The 17,807-nt window shown below is 40.7% G+C and carries 16 protein-coding genes; 5 read left to right on the top strand and 11 right to left on the bottom strand.

Annotated features, from left to right (window positions below; translation table 11 throughout):
- Nucleotides 1-56 precede the first annotated feature (56 nt).
- The 3 genes from recO to HMPREF1154_RS05915 are packed head-to-tail and all read right to left on the bottom strand — an operon-like array spanning nt 57 to nt 2,528.
- On the bottom strand, nt 57-767 hold the full coding sequence (gene recO, locus HMPREF1154_RS05925; RefSeq protein ID WP_009641720.1) for a DNA repair protein RecO: 711 nt from the start codon (nt 765-767) through the stop codon (nt 57-59).
- Nucleotides 764-1,906: a hypothetical protein gene (locus tag HMPREF1154_RS05920; RefSeq protein WP_034566997.1), complete on the bottom strand. Its 1,143-nt coding sequence runs from the start codon at nt 1,904-1,906 to the stop codon at nt 764-766. The genes recO and HMPREF1154_RS05920 overlap by 4 nt, the downstream gene beginning before the upstream one ends.
- Nucleotides 1,907-1,949: 43 nt before the next feature.
- A complete protein-coding gene (locus HMPREF1154_RS05915) occupies nt 1,950-2,528 on the bottom strand; it encodes a PhnA domain-containing protein (protein WP_198004478.1) in 579 nt (192 codons plus the stop codon).
- Nucleotides 2,529-2,726: 198 nt separating this feature from the next.
- On the opposite strand from HMPREF1154_RS05915, the gene HMPREF1154_RS05910 reads away from it, so the two are divergent.
- A complete protein-coding gene (locus tag HMPREF1154_RS05910) occupies nt 2,727-4,493 on the top strand; it encodes an outer membrane beta-barrel protein (RefSeq protein WP_009641655.1) in 1,767 nt (588 codons plus the stop codon).
- Nucleotides 4,494-4,507: 14 nt separating this feature from the next.
- Nucleotides 4,508-5,674 carry an OmpA family protein gene (locus HMPREF1154_RS05905; protein ID WP_009641726.1) on the top strand — a complete coding sequence of 389 codons (1,167 nt, stop codon included), beginning with the start codon at nt 4,508-4,510 and terminating at the stop codon, nt 5,672-5,674.
- Nucleotides 5,675-5,847: 173 nt separating this feature from the next.
- Here HMPREF1154_RS05905 and HMPREF1154_RS05900 read toward each other — a convergent pair whose 3' ends face one another.
- From HMPREF1154_RS05900 to HMPREF1154_RS05870, 8 genes are all read right to left on the bottom strand, one after another.
- Nucleotides 5,848-6,219, bottom strand: a complete 372-nt coding sequence (locus HMPREF1154_RS05900; protein WP_034566995.1) for a hypothetical protein — start codon at nt 6,217-6,219, stop codon at nt 5,848-5,850.
- The gene (locus HMPREF1154_RS13310) at nt 6,200-6,355 is read right to left on the bottom strand and encodes a lipoprotein (protein WP_009641683.1); all 156 of its coding nucleotides are present in this window, start codon (nt 6,353-6,355) and stop codon (nt 6,200-6,202) included. Before HMPREF1154_RS13310 ends, HMPREF1154_RS05900 begins: the two co-directional genes overlap by 20 nt.
- Nucleotides 6,356-6,837: 482 nt before the next feature.
- Complete coding sequence (locus tag HMPREF1154_RS05895; protein ID WP_009641700.1) at nt 6,838-7,401, bottom strand: 5-formyltetrahydrofolate cyclo-ligase; 564 nt, start codon at nt 7,399-7,401, stop codon at nt 6,838-6,840.
- On the bottom strand, nt 7,398-10,145 hold the full coding sequence (gene uvrA, locus HMPREF1154_RS05890) for an excinuclease ABC subunit UvrA (protein WP_009641632.1): 2,748 nt from the start codon (nt 10,143-10,145) through the stop codon (nt 7,398-7,400). Before uvrA ends, HMPREF1154_RS05895 begins: the two co-directional genes overlap by 4 nt.
- Nucleotides 10,146-10,178: 33 nt before the next feature.
- Nucleotides 10,179-10,703: a gamma carbonic anhydrase family protein gene (locus HMPREF1154_RS05885; RefSeq protein WP_009641677.1), complete on the bottom strand. Its 525-nt coding sequence runs from the start codon at nt 10,701-10,703 to the stop codon at nt 10,179-10,181.
- 191 nt (nt 10,704-10,894) lie between these two features.
- Nucleotides 10,895-11,563, bottom strand: coding sequence for a hypothetical protein (locus tag HMPREF1154_RS05880; protein WP_009641713.1), 669 nt, complete (start codon nt 11,561-11,563; stop codon nt 10,895-10,897).
- An 84-nt stretch (nt 11,564-11,647) separates the two neighbouring features.
- Nucleotides 11,648-11,989: a DUF7668 domain-containing protein gene (locus tag HMPREF1154_RS05875; RefSeq protein WP_009641649.1), complete on the bottom strand. Its 342-nt coding sequence runs from the start codon at nt 11,987-11,989 to the stop codon at nt 11,648-11,650.
- Between the two features lie 69 nt (nt 11,990-12,058).
- A complete protein-coding gene (locus HMPREF1154_RS05870; RefSeq protein WP_009641643.1) occupies nt 12,059-14,194 on the bottom strand; it encodes an LTA synthase family protein in 2,136 nt (711 codons plus the stop codon).
- A gap of 96 nt (nt 14,195-14,290) precedes the next feature.
- Here HMPREF1154_RS05870 and HMPREF1154_RS05865 point away from each other — a divergent pair, with 96 nt between their 5' ends.
- From HMPREF1154_RS05865 to HMPREF1154_RS05855, 3 genes are all read left to right on the top strand, one after another.
- Entirely contained in the window at nt 14,291-15,211 is a 921-nt protein-coding gene (locus tag HMPREF1154_RS05865; protein WP_009641727.1) for an ABC transporter ATP-binding protein, read from the top strand.
- 42 nt (nt 15,212-15,253) lie between these two features.
- Complete coding sequence (locus tag HMPREF1154_RS05860) at nt 15,254-15,484, top strand: DUF6341 family protein (protein WP_009641705.1); 231 nt, start codon at nt 15,254-15,256, stop codon at nt 15,482-15,484.
- A 146-nt stretch (nt 15,485-15,630) separates the two neighbouring features.
- Nucleotides 15,631-17,799: a S9 family peptidase gene (locus HMPREF1154_RS05855; RefSeq protein WP_009641730.1), complete on the top strand. Its 2,169-nt coding sequence runs from the start codon at nt 15,631-15,633 to the stop codon at nt 17,797-17,799.
- The last annotated feature ends 8 nt before the right edge of the window (nt 17,800-17,807 follow it).

Raw genomic sequence — 17,807 nt, 5'->3', positions numbered from 1 at the left:
CTGTGAAATTCTTAAACACGCCACAAAAGTACAATAAAATTCCTTAGAAAGCAAGTCTATAACACGCTTTTGAGCACTTCCCATGAGTGGGGTGTCTTGAAAGCGGGCAGGTGCCAGCGGTAATAGTTCAAGAGTTGCTCCAAGAGGTCATTGCGCTCCTCTCGTCTCATTTTCAGTTGGCTAACCTCCTCCATGGAGTGGGTGAGGAAGAATTTCAAAAGAAGACTCTCGGACTCGCTCATCAGAAAATGGCCATTGTGCATGGCGACAAATACCCCTGCTTCTATATCAAAATAGGGGAGTTCCATAGCACTTGTATTGGGTAGCACTCCTAAGTAGAAAGTAAGATCAGTGAGGAATTTTAGGTGAAAGTTGGCAAAGTGCTCTGCCCTGTCATACCATTGTAGGTTCTTCTCCCAAAAGGAAAAAAGGGCAGCATTAGGTACTTCCTCCTGCAATACGTTGTTACCTATCTCGGCTAGGAAAAACAACACTGAACTACGGATCACGCTTTGGTGTAAACTCTTATAAGGATAACTGACTTTTACTTCCTTGATATACTCCAGTGTACCATCATTACGGTCAGTGGTGATAACCTCCAACTGACTCAAGGGTTGGAAATAGGCGGGGGTAATGGCTTTTTTCTTATGCTTCAGTACGCCCTTGAGCAGGTAGGAGCGCACCCCTTCTAGTGTATAACAACGTACGATAAGGCTCGTTTCCTGGAATTTAATAGCAGAAAGCACTATGGCCTTGGTTTGTATCATTGGGGCGGGAGTAGGTGATTGGGGCTGAGTGTGAGGGTATCGGAACTATTGAGCAAGGTGTCGAGCTTGTCGTCCAACTTTTCCTTGTTAAGGAAGTTGATATAACGAATCACTGAGGCAAAGGACTCTCGTATATCCAAGATGCCTTGTTGTACTTCCTCCTTGGTAAGTCTGGGGTTTTCTTTGACCTCACTAGAGAGCCGACGTACATAGGTCTCAAAGAGTTTCAGACGGGCTTTGATCTCATTTCGGCGGAGCTTTTCAGGGAAATTGTCCTTTGCCCATAGCTGCCTGAGTTCATCTTCAAGTTGGAAGAGCCAAAAATAGATGCTGTTATACGAGCTTTTGATGTTTTTCTCCTTTCCCAGTAGCTTTTCGCTTGATTTTTCTATCTCATCCTGGTACTTTACAGGTAAAAGAAGCTCAGAACGATAGAAGGAAATGTAATCTTCGGCAACTTCTTTCTCATCATAGTTGATAGCAAAGTTATATTCGCCATATAGAGGGGTCTCTACCTGCATATCTACCTTGAGCCAACCATCATCTTCTGTGGTGAGCTTGGTATAGGGGGCTAAGGTATTGAGAGAGAGGCTGTCCAAGTGTAGAAACTGTTCACGTATAACCTTCTGATCCTTTTGGCGTATGATTTCCAGCTTTACCTTTTTGATGCCAGAGGAGGGGTACATACGCACAGAGAAAGTATAGGGAAGATCTTTAAGCAAAATTGCTTCCCAAGCAAAGGATGCTACCTCGTCCGTCTTGCGCTTGACAAACTTGTAAGCGGTGTCGGACTTACTTTCTAAGTCGCGCCAATCCTGCATGATGCTCCCATTGGTTTGGATATTTTCTTTGGCGGTAGCATAGAGCCGCTTATATACATAGAGTGAGTCAGGGTTGGTATTCTTTAGTATAGGAACAGTTTGTCGCTCTGGGGAAATACTCAGTAGTATTTGGTAAATGGTTTTTAGTTCATACCAATTACGTATATTCTGGGCGGCTTCTTCGCTCAGTTCAGGAAAGGTGTATTTCTTGATATATACACTTTTGGCCTCTTGTCTCTGGGATATTGCTGGCTTTTTGCGTTGTTCGCAGGAGAGTAAGCTGCCTATAAGAAAGAATAGGAGTAGGGTTTGTCTCATTTGGATATACAATGAAAAAGGCTACCTTACCACTTGAAAGGGGTTAAGTAGTTTTCTTGACATATTGGGTAAGGATTACAATCTGTTGCCCTTCTACTTTCCCCTCTATATATTGGGCGTTTTCAGGGTCTAAGGCAATTTTGCGCACAATGGTACCTTGCTTGGCGACCATACTGCTGCCCTTTACCTTTAAGTCTTTGATAAGTACCACATTGTCCCCAGCGGAAAGTACAGTACCGTTGCTATCCTTGTGGATGACTTTTTCACCTTCCTCCAAGTGGTCATTAAGCGCTTGAGCAAAAGCCAATTCCTCATCGGTAAGGTACAGCATATTGAGTAGGTCTAATGACCAGCCTTCTGCTTTGAGGCGGTTGAGCATACGCCAAGCCATGACCTTTACAGGCAGGTGCTCACTCCACATACTATCATTGAGGCAACGCCAATGATTGCTATCCATAGTTTCAGGGTTATTGATTTGGCTGATACAGGTTTCACAGGCCAAAAGACTATCATCTACGCCTCCTACTTTGGAAGGAGGTACTTGGTAGATACTCAGGGAAGTAGTGCTTCCACATAGTTCACAACAGTTCCCACTGCGCTTTTTCAGATCATCTAATAACATAAAAGTTGCATTTTGCCACTTGTGGTTTACAAGGGGCAAAAATACAACTTTTAATTGTTAATTGTAAATGGTTAATTGTTAATTTTGGAGAGTGCTAATATAGTATATTTTTTTATCGTATATATAAATATTTTTGTACCTTTGCCCTCGATTAATAGAAATAATCTATTATAAGAAAATAGAAAGAATTATTATTTTATGAAAAGAAAAATTTTCACAAGTTTTTTTGCTATTACATTAGGTTTCAATGCTGTAGCACAAGTTAAGGATATTAGTTTTGCCATAGCCCCCACAGTGGAATATGTGTTGTGGAATAAAAAATCAGCCATTCAAAATGGTTTTATGGTTGGCGGGTATGTAGGTTTTGGTTTTGGTAAAAACTTAGAATTGCTCGGTTCGTATAGCCAATCGTTAGGATTGAAATCGAGAATTGACGGTTTTTCTGTGCCAGATAATATAAGGGATGCATTTACTTCCTCTGATGTAGATGTTCATCGTTGGGGAGGAGAACTCAAGGGTAATATACCGATGACTTACTCCTTTCAGCCTTATGTTACCTTGGGGGCTGGGATACAAACAATAAAAGCAAATGAAACAAAACAAGATGCCATTTATTATGCTTTTGGTTTAGGGACTAAATTCAATTTGACAAGACGCCTTACGCTCAATCTTCAGGCAAAAGGAACCTACTTTAATTCTGATGCCTCTAATATCCTTTATAAGCCTTCTGAAGCAAGAACAAGTACTTATAACCAATGGATAACAGATAATATCTCTAATGAGAAGATGCTAAATTGGTCTCTTCAGGCGGGATTACAATTGTATCTGGGCGGTCGTAATCCTAACGAGCTTACAGAATTGGACAATTCTTATACGAATCTTAAGAATTTCAAGGTTGTAGTAGCTCCTGCAATTGGCTATATTGATTTTGACGATGATAATAACTTCCGTAACACTTATTTAGCAGGTGCTTCATTAGGTTTTGACTTTACAGAATACATAGGAGTAAGAGGATTCTATTATCAAGCAATGAAGGAAGAGAAAGTATCATTAGACTTTGATAAACTCTCATTGTATGGTGCAGAATTCTTAGCACGGCTCAATGTCTCTAACGGAGTGGTTCCTTATATTACCGTTGGGGCAGGATATCTTAACGTAGGCAAAGACTATCAAGGTAAAGTCTCCACAGCTGAGAACAAATCAAGTATTTTTGCCAAAGGAGGGCTTGGTCTGGCTATCCCATTAAGCAAACATTTAGAGCTGTTTGGAGTGGCTAATCTCTTATATACCACAGGTAATGAGAGTGCAGATAATGCACTAAAATCACCTAATAAGTTGCAAAGCAATGTCTTTTACAATGCAGGTATTCGTATTAAGTTTGCTAAAGAAAACGAAAAATATACTTATCAAGACCTTGTTAACGAACTTCAGACTACAGAAATGAAGGAAGGAAAAGAACAAGCAAAGGTTCAAAACGATACAAAAGCGACACCTATATCTCAAAAACAAAAAGATATAGATTATTTCAATGCACAGATTGCAACTGTTGAAAAACAAATACAGCTTGCTTATCGTCAGAATGATATAAATAACGCTTCTTTATTGCTAAAAGAAAAGGAAAAATGGGAAGAATTGCGCAATAATTACGTAGCAGAGCATATTCCTTACCCTTCCGATAATCAAGCAAACTTGGTGAGAATGACGCCAGAACAATTGCAAACCTTGATTTCTGAAATAGTTAATAAAATAGAAGAAGGCGAAGGAAAAACACCAGATCAACGTATTGATAGACTCGAAAAATTGTTGCTAGAGATTAATAATGATAATAAGAAAATAGAAGAACAGCAAAAAATGAATCAGTCTATACTTGAAGCTGTTAAGAATTTGGAAGGAAATATCCAAAAAACAAATGTCGTTGTGCCTACAGGACAAAAAATGAATACAACAACAAAAGGAACTAAATAAAAAAGCCCAAAAATATGAATAATATCATAAAAAAGGGGATTATATTTATATTAGTGTTTGTTCCAACTATTATTTTTGCTCAAGATAAACTATACAATCAGCAGAAAGAGATTGTCTTATCCAAAGAGGAACTACAATTACTCTTACAAAAGGTTGCAGAGGCTAAAATGAGAAAAATAAGAGGAGAGAAACTGGCTAATTTGCATAAATCTCAACAGAAAAAGGCTGTTTCAAACATATATGAATCCAATGAGGTAAAAAACTTTTACTATTTAGCTCAAAATATGGACTCTACACATACAGACATAGAGCAAGTAAATAGAAAATTGGATATCCTATTGGCTTATATGATGAAAAAAGACAGTATATCGGTTATTCATTTGACAGATACAGCAAAGTATGTGGCCAATAGTAATCTCAATAGAGCAAATTATGTAGCTAATAACCCTAATACAGCAAAGCAGATAGCTAAAAATAATCCTAATGCGACAAGGCAGGTAGCTAAAAATAATCCTAATGGATCAAAACATGTAGCTAATGATTCTGATAAGGATATTATGTTACAAAAGCAGTTGGATATGATAGCTAAATCAATAAAAGATTTAAGTAATCAGCAAAAACTATTGACAGCTGCGATGGTTCCACTAGCAACATTGAACAACAAGGATAAGCTTGACAAAATCCAACAGAATATAGACTCTATTTTGTTGGCTTCTAAAAAACAAGCAGCGCATGATAATGTACAAAAAAACAAAGAGATAGTAGCTCCTGTACAAAATGTAAAAACACCAGAGCATAATGGAGGAAATTCGGTTATTTCAGAAGAAAGAAGGCGTACATTAGAAGATTTATTGGCTAAGTATGGAAATAAAAAGACACCTATTTACTTTGCAAACAATGCGTATGTACCTTTACCACATGATACAGATGCTATAGATCAAATAGTAACTATGCTCCGCAATAATCCAGAACTATCCATTCTGTTGGAAGGATATGCGAGCAATGTGGGTACAGCAGCGTACAATAATCAATTGTCAATGAAGCGTTCAGAAAGTGTAGCCCGCTTACTTCAAAAGCAAGGAATCGCATTACAACGGATACTTACCGCTTTTAGAGGAATAGATGATTCAGTGGATAAAGAAAAAGCGCGAAGAGTAGATATATCGGTTATAATACGCTGATAAATAAAGAGTTTGTTTGGAAGAATTTCTACAAATCCTTGATATAAAAGGCACGAGCATTCCGCTCGTGCCTTTATAATTATACTTGGTGTTTGCTATGGATAGGAAAGGGGAGAAGTCTGAACAATACAGCTGACGCATTACCCTTTGTCTGATAGACTATATGAAGTTATCTACATTACCAAAATTTCTAATCCGTCAAATGATGTTGTGGCATTTATTTGTATACAATGAGTAGAGGTTTCTATCTTTAATGTTATTATATTTCCTGCTTTGTCAAACAAATACCTCATATTAATTATTTTTCCATAGTTTTCTACGGAGGAATAGGACATTATGCAGAAAATATCCTCTTCTTCTAAATCAAAATTAGAACTTATCTTTGATATTTCTACAAGTTTAATATTGCCATCATTAGAGGATATTTCTATTATCTTTCCATTGTCTAATTTGAGGAAACCCCCGCTGGTGCGAGCTTGCAGCTCGTACCTACTATTAAGTAGAGCCTTTCGCTCTTTATGGGAGCTACAAGCTCCAATAATCATAGGCACGAGCTGCAAGCTCGCGCCAGCAGAGGGGTACATCCTCTTTGGTAGGACTTACTATATACACTTGGAATTTCAATGGACTACAGGAACTTAGAAAGGTTATAGCTCCTAAGAATAGTAACATTTTTCTCATAAGTATAATTTCGGTTTTTAGTTGTTAGTTCAAAAAATTATTCATATCTTTGCCCCGAAAACAAAAAGAGATGCGAGTTGAGGGCGCCAACCCTCAACTCATAAATCACTAAAGAAGTCTTAGTTTTCTAATCAAAACTTTTGAGACTAATCTAAAGGATTTACACTTAATTTGGAGTTCTAAGCGCATCTCTTTTGTTTTAGGTTTCAAGGAACCCAGCCGTCCTTGATGTCGGCATCACCGATTTTCAATGACAACACAAATGTACGAATTTATTCCTTGGAAATCAAGATTTTTTAGTGATTAAAGGGAGAACCTCAATCTATAACTTTGTCTCTAAGGATAATAAGTACATGAGAAGACATCTCTTGAAAGCCCTAAGTTGTAAGACTTAGGGCTTTTTTGTTAGAAGTCAGAGATTTCATGGGTTAGTATAGAACTTTAGCAAAAACCCTATACGCTTCTATTCCTTAACTCAAACCTCAAAACTCAAAAACTCCTTCTGGTGTTACTACATAGTCCAAAGGAATATCGCCTTCTCTTACGTCTTCTATAAGAGGTTCAGGCGGGAAGAAAGATAGTCCAATCTTGAGGGTATTTGCCTTGCACTTGGCTAAGAAATTATCATAAAACCCCTTGCCATAGCCTATGCGGTTGCCTGTGGTATCATAGGCTAAGAGAGGGACAAAAGCGACCTCTATCTCTTCGCTCTTTATGGGGATACCTCCTTGTGGTTCAGGGATATGCCATTTGTTATTGGCCTCTATCTGGGTAGGATCATATAAAAAATGCTCCATACGTACGGTCTCCATTAGGGTGCGAGAAACGACCAAGGTCTTTTCACGCTCCTGCAAAAGGCGGATAAGGTAGCTGGTATCCACTTCTCCAAACGAGGTGATAGAAAGGAAGCTATGGAAAACCTGCTTATCCCAAATAGGAAGCTGTAGTGTTTGCAGAGCTATCTGCTGGCTCAGGAGGGCTTGTTGCTCAGCGGGAATGGCTGCCCTCTTTTGCTTGTAGAGGGTGCGGAGGGCTTTCTTGTTCATATATATTGTCCTGTATAGCTATTTTTGTTCTTCTTAATTTCCTCTGGGGTACCTGTGGCTACGAGGTTTCCTCCCTTTGCTCCGCCTTCTCGGCCTAAGTCTATGATATAGTCAGCACGGCGAATGACCTCTACATTGTGTTCTATCACGATAATAGAGTGCCCGCGCTCGATCAGAGCATTGAAGGAACGTAGCAGCTTGCCTATATCATGGAAGTGAAGCCCTGTGGTAGGCTCGTCAAAGATAAAGAGGGTAGGGGTTTCTTGGTATGATTTTACTAAGAAAGAGGCTAGCTTGATACGTTGCGCTTCCCCGCCAGAGAGGGTCGAGGAGGGTTGCCCTAGTGTTACATAACCTAAGCCTACTTCCTGCAAGGGAAGGAGCTTTTGGGCAATTTTTTCCTGCTTGTGTTCGGTAAAGAAAGCCACGGCATCATCGATAGTGGTCTCCAGTAGGTCGTGTATATTCTTCCCTTGGAAAGTAACTTCCAAAATCTCAGGCTTGAATCGCTTGCCATCACAGGCCTCACAAGTCAGATGTACATCGGCCATAAACTGCATTTCTATGGTTACCTCTCCTTCGCCTTTGCAGGTCTCACAGCGGCCTCCTTCGGTATTGAAAGAGAAGTGTTTGGCCGTATAGCCACGCATCTTGGCGAGCTTCTGGGAGGCAAAGAGCTGACGAATATCATCGTAAGCCTTGATATAGGTCACAGGATTGGAACGAGTAGACTTTCCTATGGGATTTTGGTCGACAAACTCAACCCGCTTGATGTGGGAGAACTTTCCGTCCATGCTGCTGTACTCGCCTATCTTGTCCGTAGGTTGGTCGAGCTTGCGCAAAAGGGCAGGGTAGAGGATATGCTTCACTAAGGTACTCTTCCCACTACCAGATACACCGGTTACTACGGTGAGCATATCCAAGGGGAAGGTAACATCTATATTCTTTAGGTTATTGGCACGGGCGCCTTTGATTTCGATAAAGTGCTTGGAGGGACGTGCTTTCTTAGGCATTTCTATAGTACGCCTGCCGCTGAGGTATTCTCCGGTAAGGGTAGGAGCCTTGAGGATCTTCTCATAGGTACCTGTGGCAACCACTTCTCCGCCTAGGGTACCCGCTTCGGGGCCTATATCTATGATATAGTCAGCAGCTTTCATAATGTCCTCATCGTGTTCTACCACGATGACGGTGTTGCCCAAGTCTCTAAGTGTTTCAAGTACGTGAATAAGGCGTTCGGTATCTTTAGGGTGTAGCCCGATGCTTGGTTCGTCCAAGATATACATGGAGCCTACCAAACTGCTCCCCAAGGAGGTAGCCAAGTTGATACGCTGACTCTCTCCCCCTGATAGGCTATTGGACTTGCGGTTGAGGGTAAGGTAGCCCAAACCAACATCCAATAAGTAGTGCAGGCGGTTGTGTATTTCTCTCAAGAGACGTTCAGCGACCTTTTGTTCGTATGGGCTGAGGGTGAGCTTGTCAAAGAAAATCACCAAATCGGAGATCGGCATAGAAACCAAATCAGAAATGGATTTGCCCCCTACGCGTACATAATTGGCTTCGGGGCGGAGTCGCTTGCCTCCACAGGCATAGCAGGTAGTCTTACCACGGTAGCGAGCAAGGAGTACGCGGTTTTGTATCTTATAGTTCTTTTCCTCCAATTCTTTGAAAAAGGCAGTAAGCCCTGTAAAGTACTCATTGCCGTCCCATATAAGCTGCTTTTGGGCTTCGGTAAGCTCGTACCAAGGGCGGTGAATAGGAAAATCAAACTTATAGGCATTATTGACCAACTGATCTCTGAACCACGACATGGTCTCCCCACGCCAAGGATAAATAGCGTTGTCATATACCGAAAGGGAGGTGTTGGGTATGATGAGGGTCTCATCAAGCCCTATGGTATCACCATAACCCTCACACACAGGGCAAGCTCCATAAGGATTGTTGAAGCTAAACAGATGTACATTAGGCTCCAAGAAGGTAATCCCATCGGCTTCGAACTGGTTGGAAAAGTGGTGTTCCTCTCCTGTGGTCAAGTCTTCCACAGAGCAAACGCCTTTTCCTTCAAAGAAAGCGGTACTTACCGAGTCGGCCAAGCGTTGGGCGGTCTCTTCTTCGTGATCCACTATGATACGCTCTATGACTAATTGAAAGTCGCTTTTGACCTTCTTGAAATCCAAATCACTAAGGCGCACGACTTCCCCTTGGTACTTAATACGGGCATATCCCTGCTCTTCTAATAGGCGAAGGGTTTGCTCGTAGGTACGCCCAGCACTAAGGGTAATAGGGGAGAGGAGCAATAGCTTGTGTTCATCGGGAAAAGAAAGGATAAAATCCACCACATCGGAGACGGTATCTTTCTTAACCTCTCTACCTGATATAGGAGAAAAGGTATGTCCCACTCGTGCAAAGAGTAGCTTTAGGTAGTCATACACTTCAGTGGAGGTACCCACAGTGGAGCGAGGATTGCTGGTGTTGACTTTCTGTTCAATAGCAATAGCAGGGGAGATGTTCTCGATGAAATCCACCTTAGGCTTGTCCAGCCTACCCAAGAACTGGCGGGCATAGGAACTCAGGCTTTCCACATAGCGGCGTTGTCCTTCCGCATAGAGGGTATCGAAGGCCAATGTAGATTTTCCAGAGCCTGAAAGCCCCGTTACCACCACTAATTTCCCCTTGGGAATAGCTACACTGATATTTTTAAGATTATGTAATTTAGCTCCTTTGATAAGGATTTGTTCTTCTTTCATTTTTTTTACTTTTCACTATTCATTTTTCACTCTTCACTCTTCACTTTCTTGGTACCACTGTGCATACTTCACATAAGCATTGGCGATACGGTTTATTTCTCCTTCGGTAAGTTCAGGGGATATGTCCTTAATCTTCTTAGCGGGGACACCTGCCCATACCTCACCCGACCCTATATGGGTGCCTTTGGTAACCACTGCCCCTGCCGCTACGATAGAGTTGCTCTCCACCACACAGCCGTCCAAGACAATCGCTCCCATACCGATAAGCACATTATCCTTGAGTGTACAGCCATGTATGATGGCATTGTGTCCTATGGAAACATTGTTACCGATGGTAGTAGAGGTTTTCTGGTAGGTGCAATGTACCATGACATTGTCCTGTATATTCACTTTGTTGCCGATGACAATAGCATTCACATCGCCCCTAAGGACGGCATTGTACCATACACTACAATCCTCTCCGAGGGTAACCTCGCCAATAAGGACAGCTGTTTCGGCTATAAATACGTTCTTTCCTATAATGGGAGCTTTCCCCCTGAGTTCTCTGATGATAGGCATAAAATAGTTTTGTAAAGGGTTCAAAATCAATCATTAAGTGATAGTTCTTTTGGGATACATCTATTGGGCAAAGATACGATAATTTATTTAGAGTATTTAACCCGATAGGCTTCAGTATATCAGAGTTATTAGTAGGGAGCTACCTTTGTCATAGTGGTAGCTGGAAAAAAGGTTTTATAACTTCAAAAGTATCAAGGTTTTGAGGTCTTCTTTTTCTTTTTGTTCTCGAAAATATTTCCTTTGTCAGGGATTACTTCTACTTTAGGTTGCTGTGCTCTAAGGGCTTTTTCTTCTTCCCAAGTAGGAAATTTACGTTCCTTGATAGAAAGAAGTCTCTCCTTAAGAAAAGGGAGAAATGCTTCTGCATTAAAATCTGTAAAACGTTTCTTATACTTTAGTAGATAGTACGCTAAGAGGTCGTAAAGATCATCACAGAATTTCTTGTGTATTTCCTCATTGCTCAGTTCCTCATAGTCTTCAGCTATGAACACAGGGTCTATATGGAGGTATTCTTTTTTTATGGTATATTCCCCAATGACTTCTTCCTTTTTGTAATAACGGGCATAAGTCTTACATTTGGTAACTCTAGGGAATACCCTTATGACTAGGCTTACCTTCTCAAAGTAATTAAATTTCATTATATCATATACCTTATCAGGATATTGTATAAAGATTTCATCAGGATATTCTGCAGCAGGTCTGAGTATCTTATCCTTATCTTTCCATTCTTTTATAAGGATACCTCCTATAGCATCTTGCCAGTCTCCATCCAAATAATCCCTTATGTAGTGGATACTTTCGTGGAAGACCTTATATTTTTTATAAGCATATACTTGTGCTGCACAAATAAAGAACCTCATATATTTTATAATTAGAGTTGTCGGAACATGTAAAACGATATTACCTTCTCATAGCACTCGTAACATGGTTATACAAAGACTTTTTTAAGGTACAAATACATCATAGATAATGACTTCTTCAGCCCCATCATTTATATAGCAGGAAAGTGCAAGCATCAGGTCGCTTCTGCCTTCTTCTTTTGTCCAGAAGGGAATATATACATCAAGCCTCTTCTTCTCCTCAATAAAGTAACTTTCCGCTAGGTCAAAGGCTTCATCAGGCAAAGGAATTATCTTATAAGGATACAGATGGATCACATACGCCAAATCCTCTACAAGGATATCTCCATTTTGACCCTTGCGCTCTATCGAAGCATAATCATCAATAGAGATATGGTATACCATCTCCTTGATGATAGGGATAAAAGTACTTAGTTCTAAATCCATTGACACATTGTTCAATTGGTAATAAATCATATCTCAATTCATCGCCTCATTGACTCATTACTACATTACCTACTTATTCAGTTCCCCCTTCTTTAGCAAGAAATAGGTAGTCTCGTAAGCGGAGATACATTCTTTTATTGATTTTTCATCAGGTTGAGCTACTTTGAGCTGTTGGTAAAAAATAGGAAGTTCTACCTTAGGTTGCTCCGCCTCTGGAACAATTTTATATTGTATCTGCTCACGCAAAGGCTTGATGATAGAAAGTGTCTCAGGGGTAAGGTATCCCAACTCTCGGTAGGTAGCTATATAAGCGCGCGGTTGGTAATACCATGTGCGAATATTCTGACCTAAGAACTTGCTCTCATAAGAAAAGTTTAAGAGTCCCATTACGGTAGGCATTACATCTATTTGAGAAGCGAGTTTATCTATCTGTTCGGCTTCTAAGAAGTCAGCATAGATAAGGCAGGGAATACGATACCTATCCAAAGGTAATTCAGTACGTCCAGCACTCGAAGCGCAGTGGTCGGCAACAATCACAAATACGGTATCCTTGAACCACGATTCTTTTTTAGCCAACTCAAAGAACAGCTTGAGTGTATAGTCAGTATATTTTACCCCACCACTACGCGACTTAGCCGTACCAGGGATATCAATGCGACCTTCTGGATAGGTAAAAGGGCGATGGTTGCTTACGGTCATCCAGTGGTTAAAGAAAGGTTTGCCTGTTTTTGCTTGGGCGTTCATCTCCTTAATGGCTTTGCGCGCCATATCCTCATCACTTACCCCCCAGATGTTGGCAAAAGTAATCTCTTCAGGGGTAAAGTTGTCCCTATCTACAATATCATAGCCATTGCCTGCGAAGAAGTCCTTCATATTGTCAAAATAGCTATACCCCCCATAGAGGTATTTGACACTATACCCTTTGGACTTGAAGACACTCCCCGTGGTGAATTTGTCCTTGTTATCCTTGCGCTTAACGATACTCTCACCAGGGGTAGGCGGCAGGCAAAGGGTCAAAGCCTCCAAACCGCGTACAGTACGGTTGCCTGTAGCGTATAAGTTGGTCAGGAAGATACTTTTTTGTGCTAAGCTATCAAGGAAAGGAGTGATGCCCTCAGTATTGCCATAAGCCGCCATATATTCGGCCGAAAGGCTCTCTACCGAGATAAGCACCACATTCTTATGTTCTTCAATATCATTTCCTTCTACGGAATAAGGTAGCTGCTTAACAGAAATATAGTCTCGTACCCCACAGCTTGGTACAGGGGGCTTTCCCATCAGTGTCTTGAAATGTTTCAAAAAGGTTGTCCTTGCCTCCTCTTCGGGTAGGGTAGGGTAGAACTGGAAGAAGTCTAACTCGCTATGGGTAAAAGCGTAATAGAACTTATACACCCCGTTGGAGCGTATCTCCTGAACGAATACGTTGTTGGACTTAATCTCGTCAAACTTGGGGGTAGCCCACAAGCTCAAGAGGAACAATGCCACGTAGCCCCCCAAGAACAATCCTTTTTCTTTAAGGTTAGGGATAGTCTCAAGGGTAGATTTTGTCTTTTTATAAAGGAAAATAGTCAGCGCAAGCACCACAATAAATACTCCTGAGAAGAGCGGTACCACAGGGTAGCTCTCCATAATATTTCCGATAACCTCCGTGGTGTAGATGAGGTAATCCACCGCGATAAAGTTGTACCGTATGCCGAACTCATTCCAAAAGAAATATTCGCTAACAGCATTCATCACTATGGCAAAGGTATAGATAAATAACGTAATGAAATAGAGTACATTACGCACTTGCTTGCGCCACTTGCCCGCAAAGAGCATCGCAGCAAAGCAAAGGGTCTTTGCCCCAAAGAAGTACAAGGCGATTTCCTCTACCGAACCTCCATATTGGTAGAAAATATTGTTGGGGACAAACTCTATATAGCCCAAGAGCAAGAGCATTGCCCCAAGGATAATATAGCCATAGGGCTTTTGGTACTTTACATTGGCAATAAAAAGGAAGTAAAGCACTAATATACTACTGGCCAAGATGATGATAAACACATCGTTCAGGGTGCCTACCAGAAGCATTCCCAAGACCTGACCCCACGAAAAGGAGGTGCTGGTAATGGGGTGCCCCATAAAGATGATTCTAAGGATAAAAGAGATAACTATATACAAACCACCTACATACAAGAATGGTTTGAGCCTACTGAGCCATACTTTCATAAGGATAAATTTTTGTGTGCAAATATACAACAAACAAACGAATAAGTGGCTATCTTGAAAATAATTCTTATTTTTGCCCCACCAAATAGTCTGTAGATGCTTATCGTTGAAAATCTATCTTATACTTATACCGATACTAAGGTACTTGACAGTATTCACTTCTCCCTTGCCCCAGGGGAAGTACTCTCCATAGTGGGCGCAAGTGGTTCGGGCAAGTCCACCTTGCTCAAGGCTATCTATGGCTTATTTGACCTTGAGCAAGGTAAGATTTCTTGGAGAGGGACACCAGTCTTAGGCCCTTCGCACAATCTGGTGCCTGGTTTTGCCAAGATGAAGTACTTAGCGCAGGATTTCGGCCTGATGCCTTATATGACAGTGGAGGAAAATGTAGGGAAGTACCTCTCTAACCTTGACCTGCGTAAAAAGCGCGCTCGTGTGCAAGAGCTGCTGGAGATGACCCTAATGCAAGACTATGCCAAGGTAAAACCTGTATTGCTCAGCGGAGGCCAACAACAGCGGGTAGGCTTGGCGCAGGCCTTGGCACAGGCGCCTGAGGTGCTGCTCTTGGACGAACCTTTTAGCCAAACCGATAGTTTCCTTAAGAATAATATACGCCAGAATCTATTTGCCTTCGTCAAAGCACATCAGATTACCACTCTTGTTGCTACCCATGAGAGCCAAGAATCCTTAGGCTTTTCCGATAGGATTATGATCCTCAGAGAGGGCAAGCAGCTGCTGATAGATACCCCTAAAAGGGTTTATTATTCTCAAAACGAATATGTAGCTTCCCTTTTTGATTTGGTCAATAAGGTACAAGTAGCAGGACAGTGGCGACTGTATTACCCTCACCAACTAAGAGTGGTAGCTCAATCGCCATGGCAAGCAACCGTGGAGGGTTGCTACTTCCAGGGGGCGTATTACCTGCTAGTGTGTAGGACAGTAGAGGGACATGTATATGTAAAACATACTGAGAAAATAGAGAAAGAAAAAAAAGTTTGCTTAAAGATAGAAAGTTAATAAAAAAAGTTGTATATTTGCACCACTAAAAAAGAAAAGATTATGACAGCATTTTTTAAAGGAATCAAGTATTTTTTTGAAGAAATTGCTTTTGCGCCTTATGACTATCTAAGACATTTAGAGCTTTCTTCTTGGTGGGGAGCCAATATTGCTACATGGATTATGCTCGTAGTGCTATTTGGCTTTTTCTTCTATTGGGTAAAACAATTGATTAAATTCTCAAAAGAGGGAACAGAACGTGTAGATGTTACCGCTCATTCTTTTTTTAAATAACTAAGTACATAAGTATAAGGGACTGAATTATTCTATCAAGCGACTTGAAAACAGGTCGCTTTTTTGTTAGAATTAAAAAAAACAAAAAAGATGTGGTTATATCAGAAAAAAAACGTAAAATTGTAGCTACAAAAAATATATTAAAGATGAGAACTAAAATGAATTATTTTTGGCTGTTTTTGCTGGCTATCTCATTGAATGTGAGTGCACAAAATAAGCTGATTACTTTAAAAGACATTTGGACAGATTACGCTTTTTATCCCAGTGGAATGACTAATCTCTCCGCACTGAAGCATACCAACCAGTATACAGTGCTCAATTATGATTATACAAACCTCAATTATACCATTGATTTGTATAATTTTGCGACCTTGCAAAAGGAAAAAACGCTTTTTGATACCAAGAACTATCCCCAAATCCAGCGTATCAATAGCTATACTTTTAACCAACAGGAGGATAAAATCCTAATTGCAACCAATAAGGAATCTATCTTTAGGCGTTCCTTTTCAGCAGATTTCTATGTCTTTGACCTTAAAAAACAAGAACTCTCTAAGTTAACTGATAAGAAGATCCAAGAACCACTCTTCTCTCCTAAGGGGGATAAGGTGGCTTATGTGTATCAGAACAATATCTATATATATGATACCCAATCCAAAAAAGAAAAACAAGTAACTTTTGATGGGGAGAAAAACAAGATTATCAATGGTGCCAGCGACTGGGTATACGAAGAAGAGTTTAGCATTGTAAGAACTTTTGATTGGAATGCCGACGGTACTTTCTTAGCTTATATCCGTTTTGATGAGCGTGAAGTACCTGAATTTTCTATGGATGTCTTTGGTACTAAACTCTATCCTACCCAAGAGACTTTCAAATACCCTAAAGCAGGGGAAAAGAATTCAGTAGTAAGCCTTTATCTTTATGATGTAAATGGGCAAAAGGACACCCAAATCCCTGTGGATGCTTACTATATTCCTCGTATCCAATGGACAAATGAGGCCAATGTGCTAAGTATCCAAACGCTCAATAGGCATCAGAACGATTTCAATATCCTCTTTGTAGATGCTGCCACTAAGCAATTTAAGTCTGTATACCACGAAGTGGATAAGGCCTATGTAAGTATTACAGATAACCTTACTTTCTTGGACGACAATAGCTTTATTATTACCTCTGAGAAAGATGGCTATAATCACCTCTACCACTATGACAAAACAGGTAAGCTTTTAAGACAAATTACCCAAGGAAAGTGGGAGGTAACCGAGTACTATGGCTATAATCCTAAGGCCAAACGTATCTATTACCAATCCACTGAACCTGGTTCTATTAATCGTGGTATCTATAGCATCGCGCTTTCAGGCAAGGATAAGCAAGCCTTGGCCGTAGAGGCTGGTACTAATGAGGCTACCTTTAGTCCTGATTTCTCCTTGTTTATCAATGAGTTTTCAAGCGTGAAGAAGCCCAACCTCTATACCCTTAATGATAGCAAAACAGGAAAGGTAGTCAAGGAAATACTCAACAATAATGAGTTAGAACAGAAAATCGCTACTTATAAGAAATCAACTAAGGAATTTCTTGAGATCACTACCAAAAATGGAGACAAACTCAATGCTTGGATGATCAAGCCAGCCGATTTTGATGAAAACAAACAGTATCCACTCTTCATGTGCCAATATTCAGGACCTGGCTCTCAACAAGTGAGCAACTCTTTCTCAGGCTTCGACGATTTTTGGTATTATATGTTGGCTCAAAAGGGGTATATCGTTCTCTGTGTAGACGGACGTGGTACAGGCTATAAGGGGGCAGCCTTTAAGAAATGTACTTACAAACAATTGGGTAAATATGAATTGGAAGACCAAGTGGAAGCCGCTAAGATTGTCGGCAATTACAAGTATATAGATAAGAACCGTATAGGTATTTGGGGCTGGAGCTTTGGTGGATTTATGGCCTCCAACTGTATTCTAAGAGGCGAGGTGTTCAAGATGTCCATAGCGGTGGCACCTGTAACTAACTGGCGTTTTTATGACACCGTTTATACCGAACGTTATATGCAGACGCCACAGGAAAACCCTGAGGGATATGATAACAATTCCCCTCTTACCTATGCCAAGAACCTCAATAAGAAATTCCTCTTGGTACATGGTACAGCCGATGACAATGTACACGTACAGAACTCCATGCGCCTGATAGAATCCTTAGTACAATATGACAAGCAGTTCGACTGGGCAATCTATCCAGACAAGGATCATGGTATCTATGGAGGAAATACACGTCATCACCTATATGAGAAGATGACCCAATTCATATTGAATAATTTATAACACATAAC

This window comes from Capnocytophaga sp. CM59 (genome assembly GCF_000293175.1).
GTDB lineage: Bacteria > Bacteroidota > Bacteroidia > Flavobacteriales > Flavobacteriaceae > Capnocytophaga > Capnocytophaga granulosa.
Note: the sequence above shows the minus strand (reverse complement) of the source record. Positions and strands in the feature narration are given on the sequence as shown.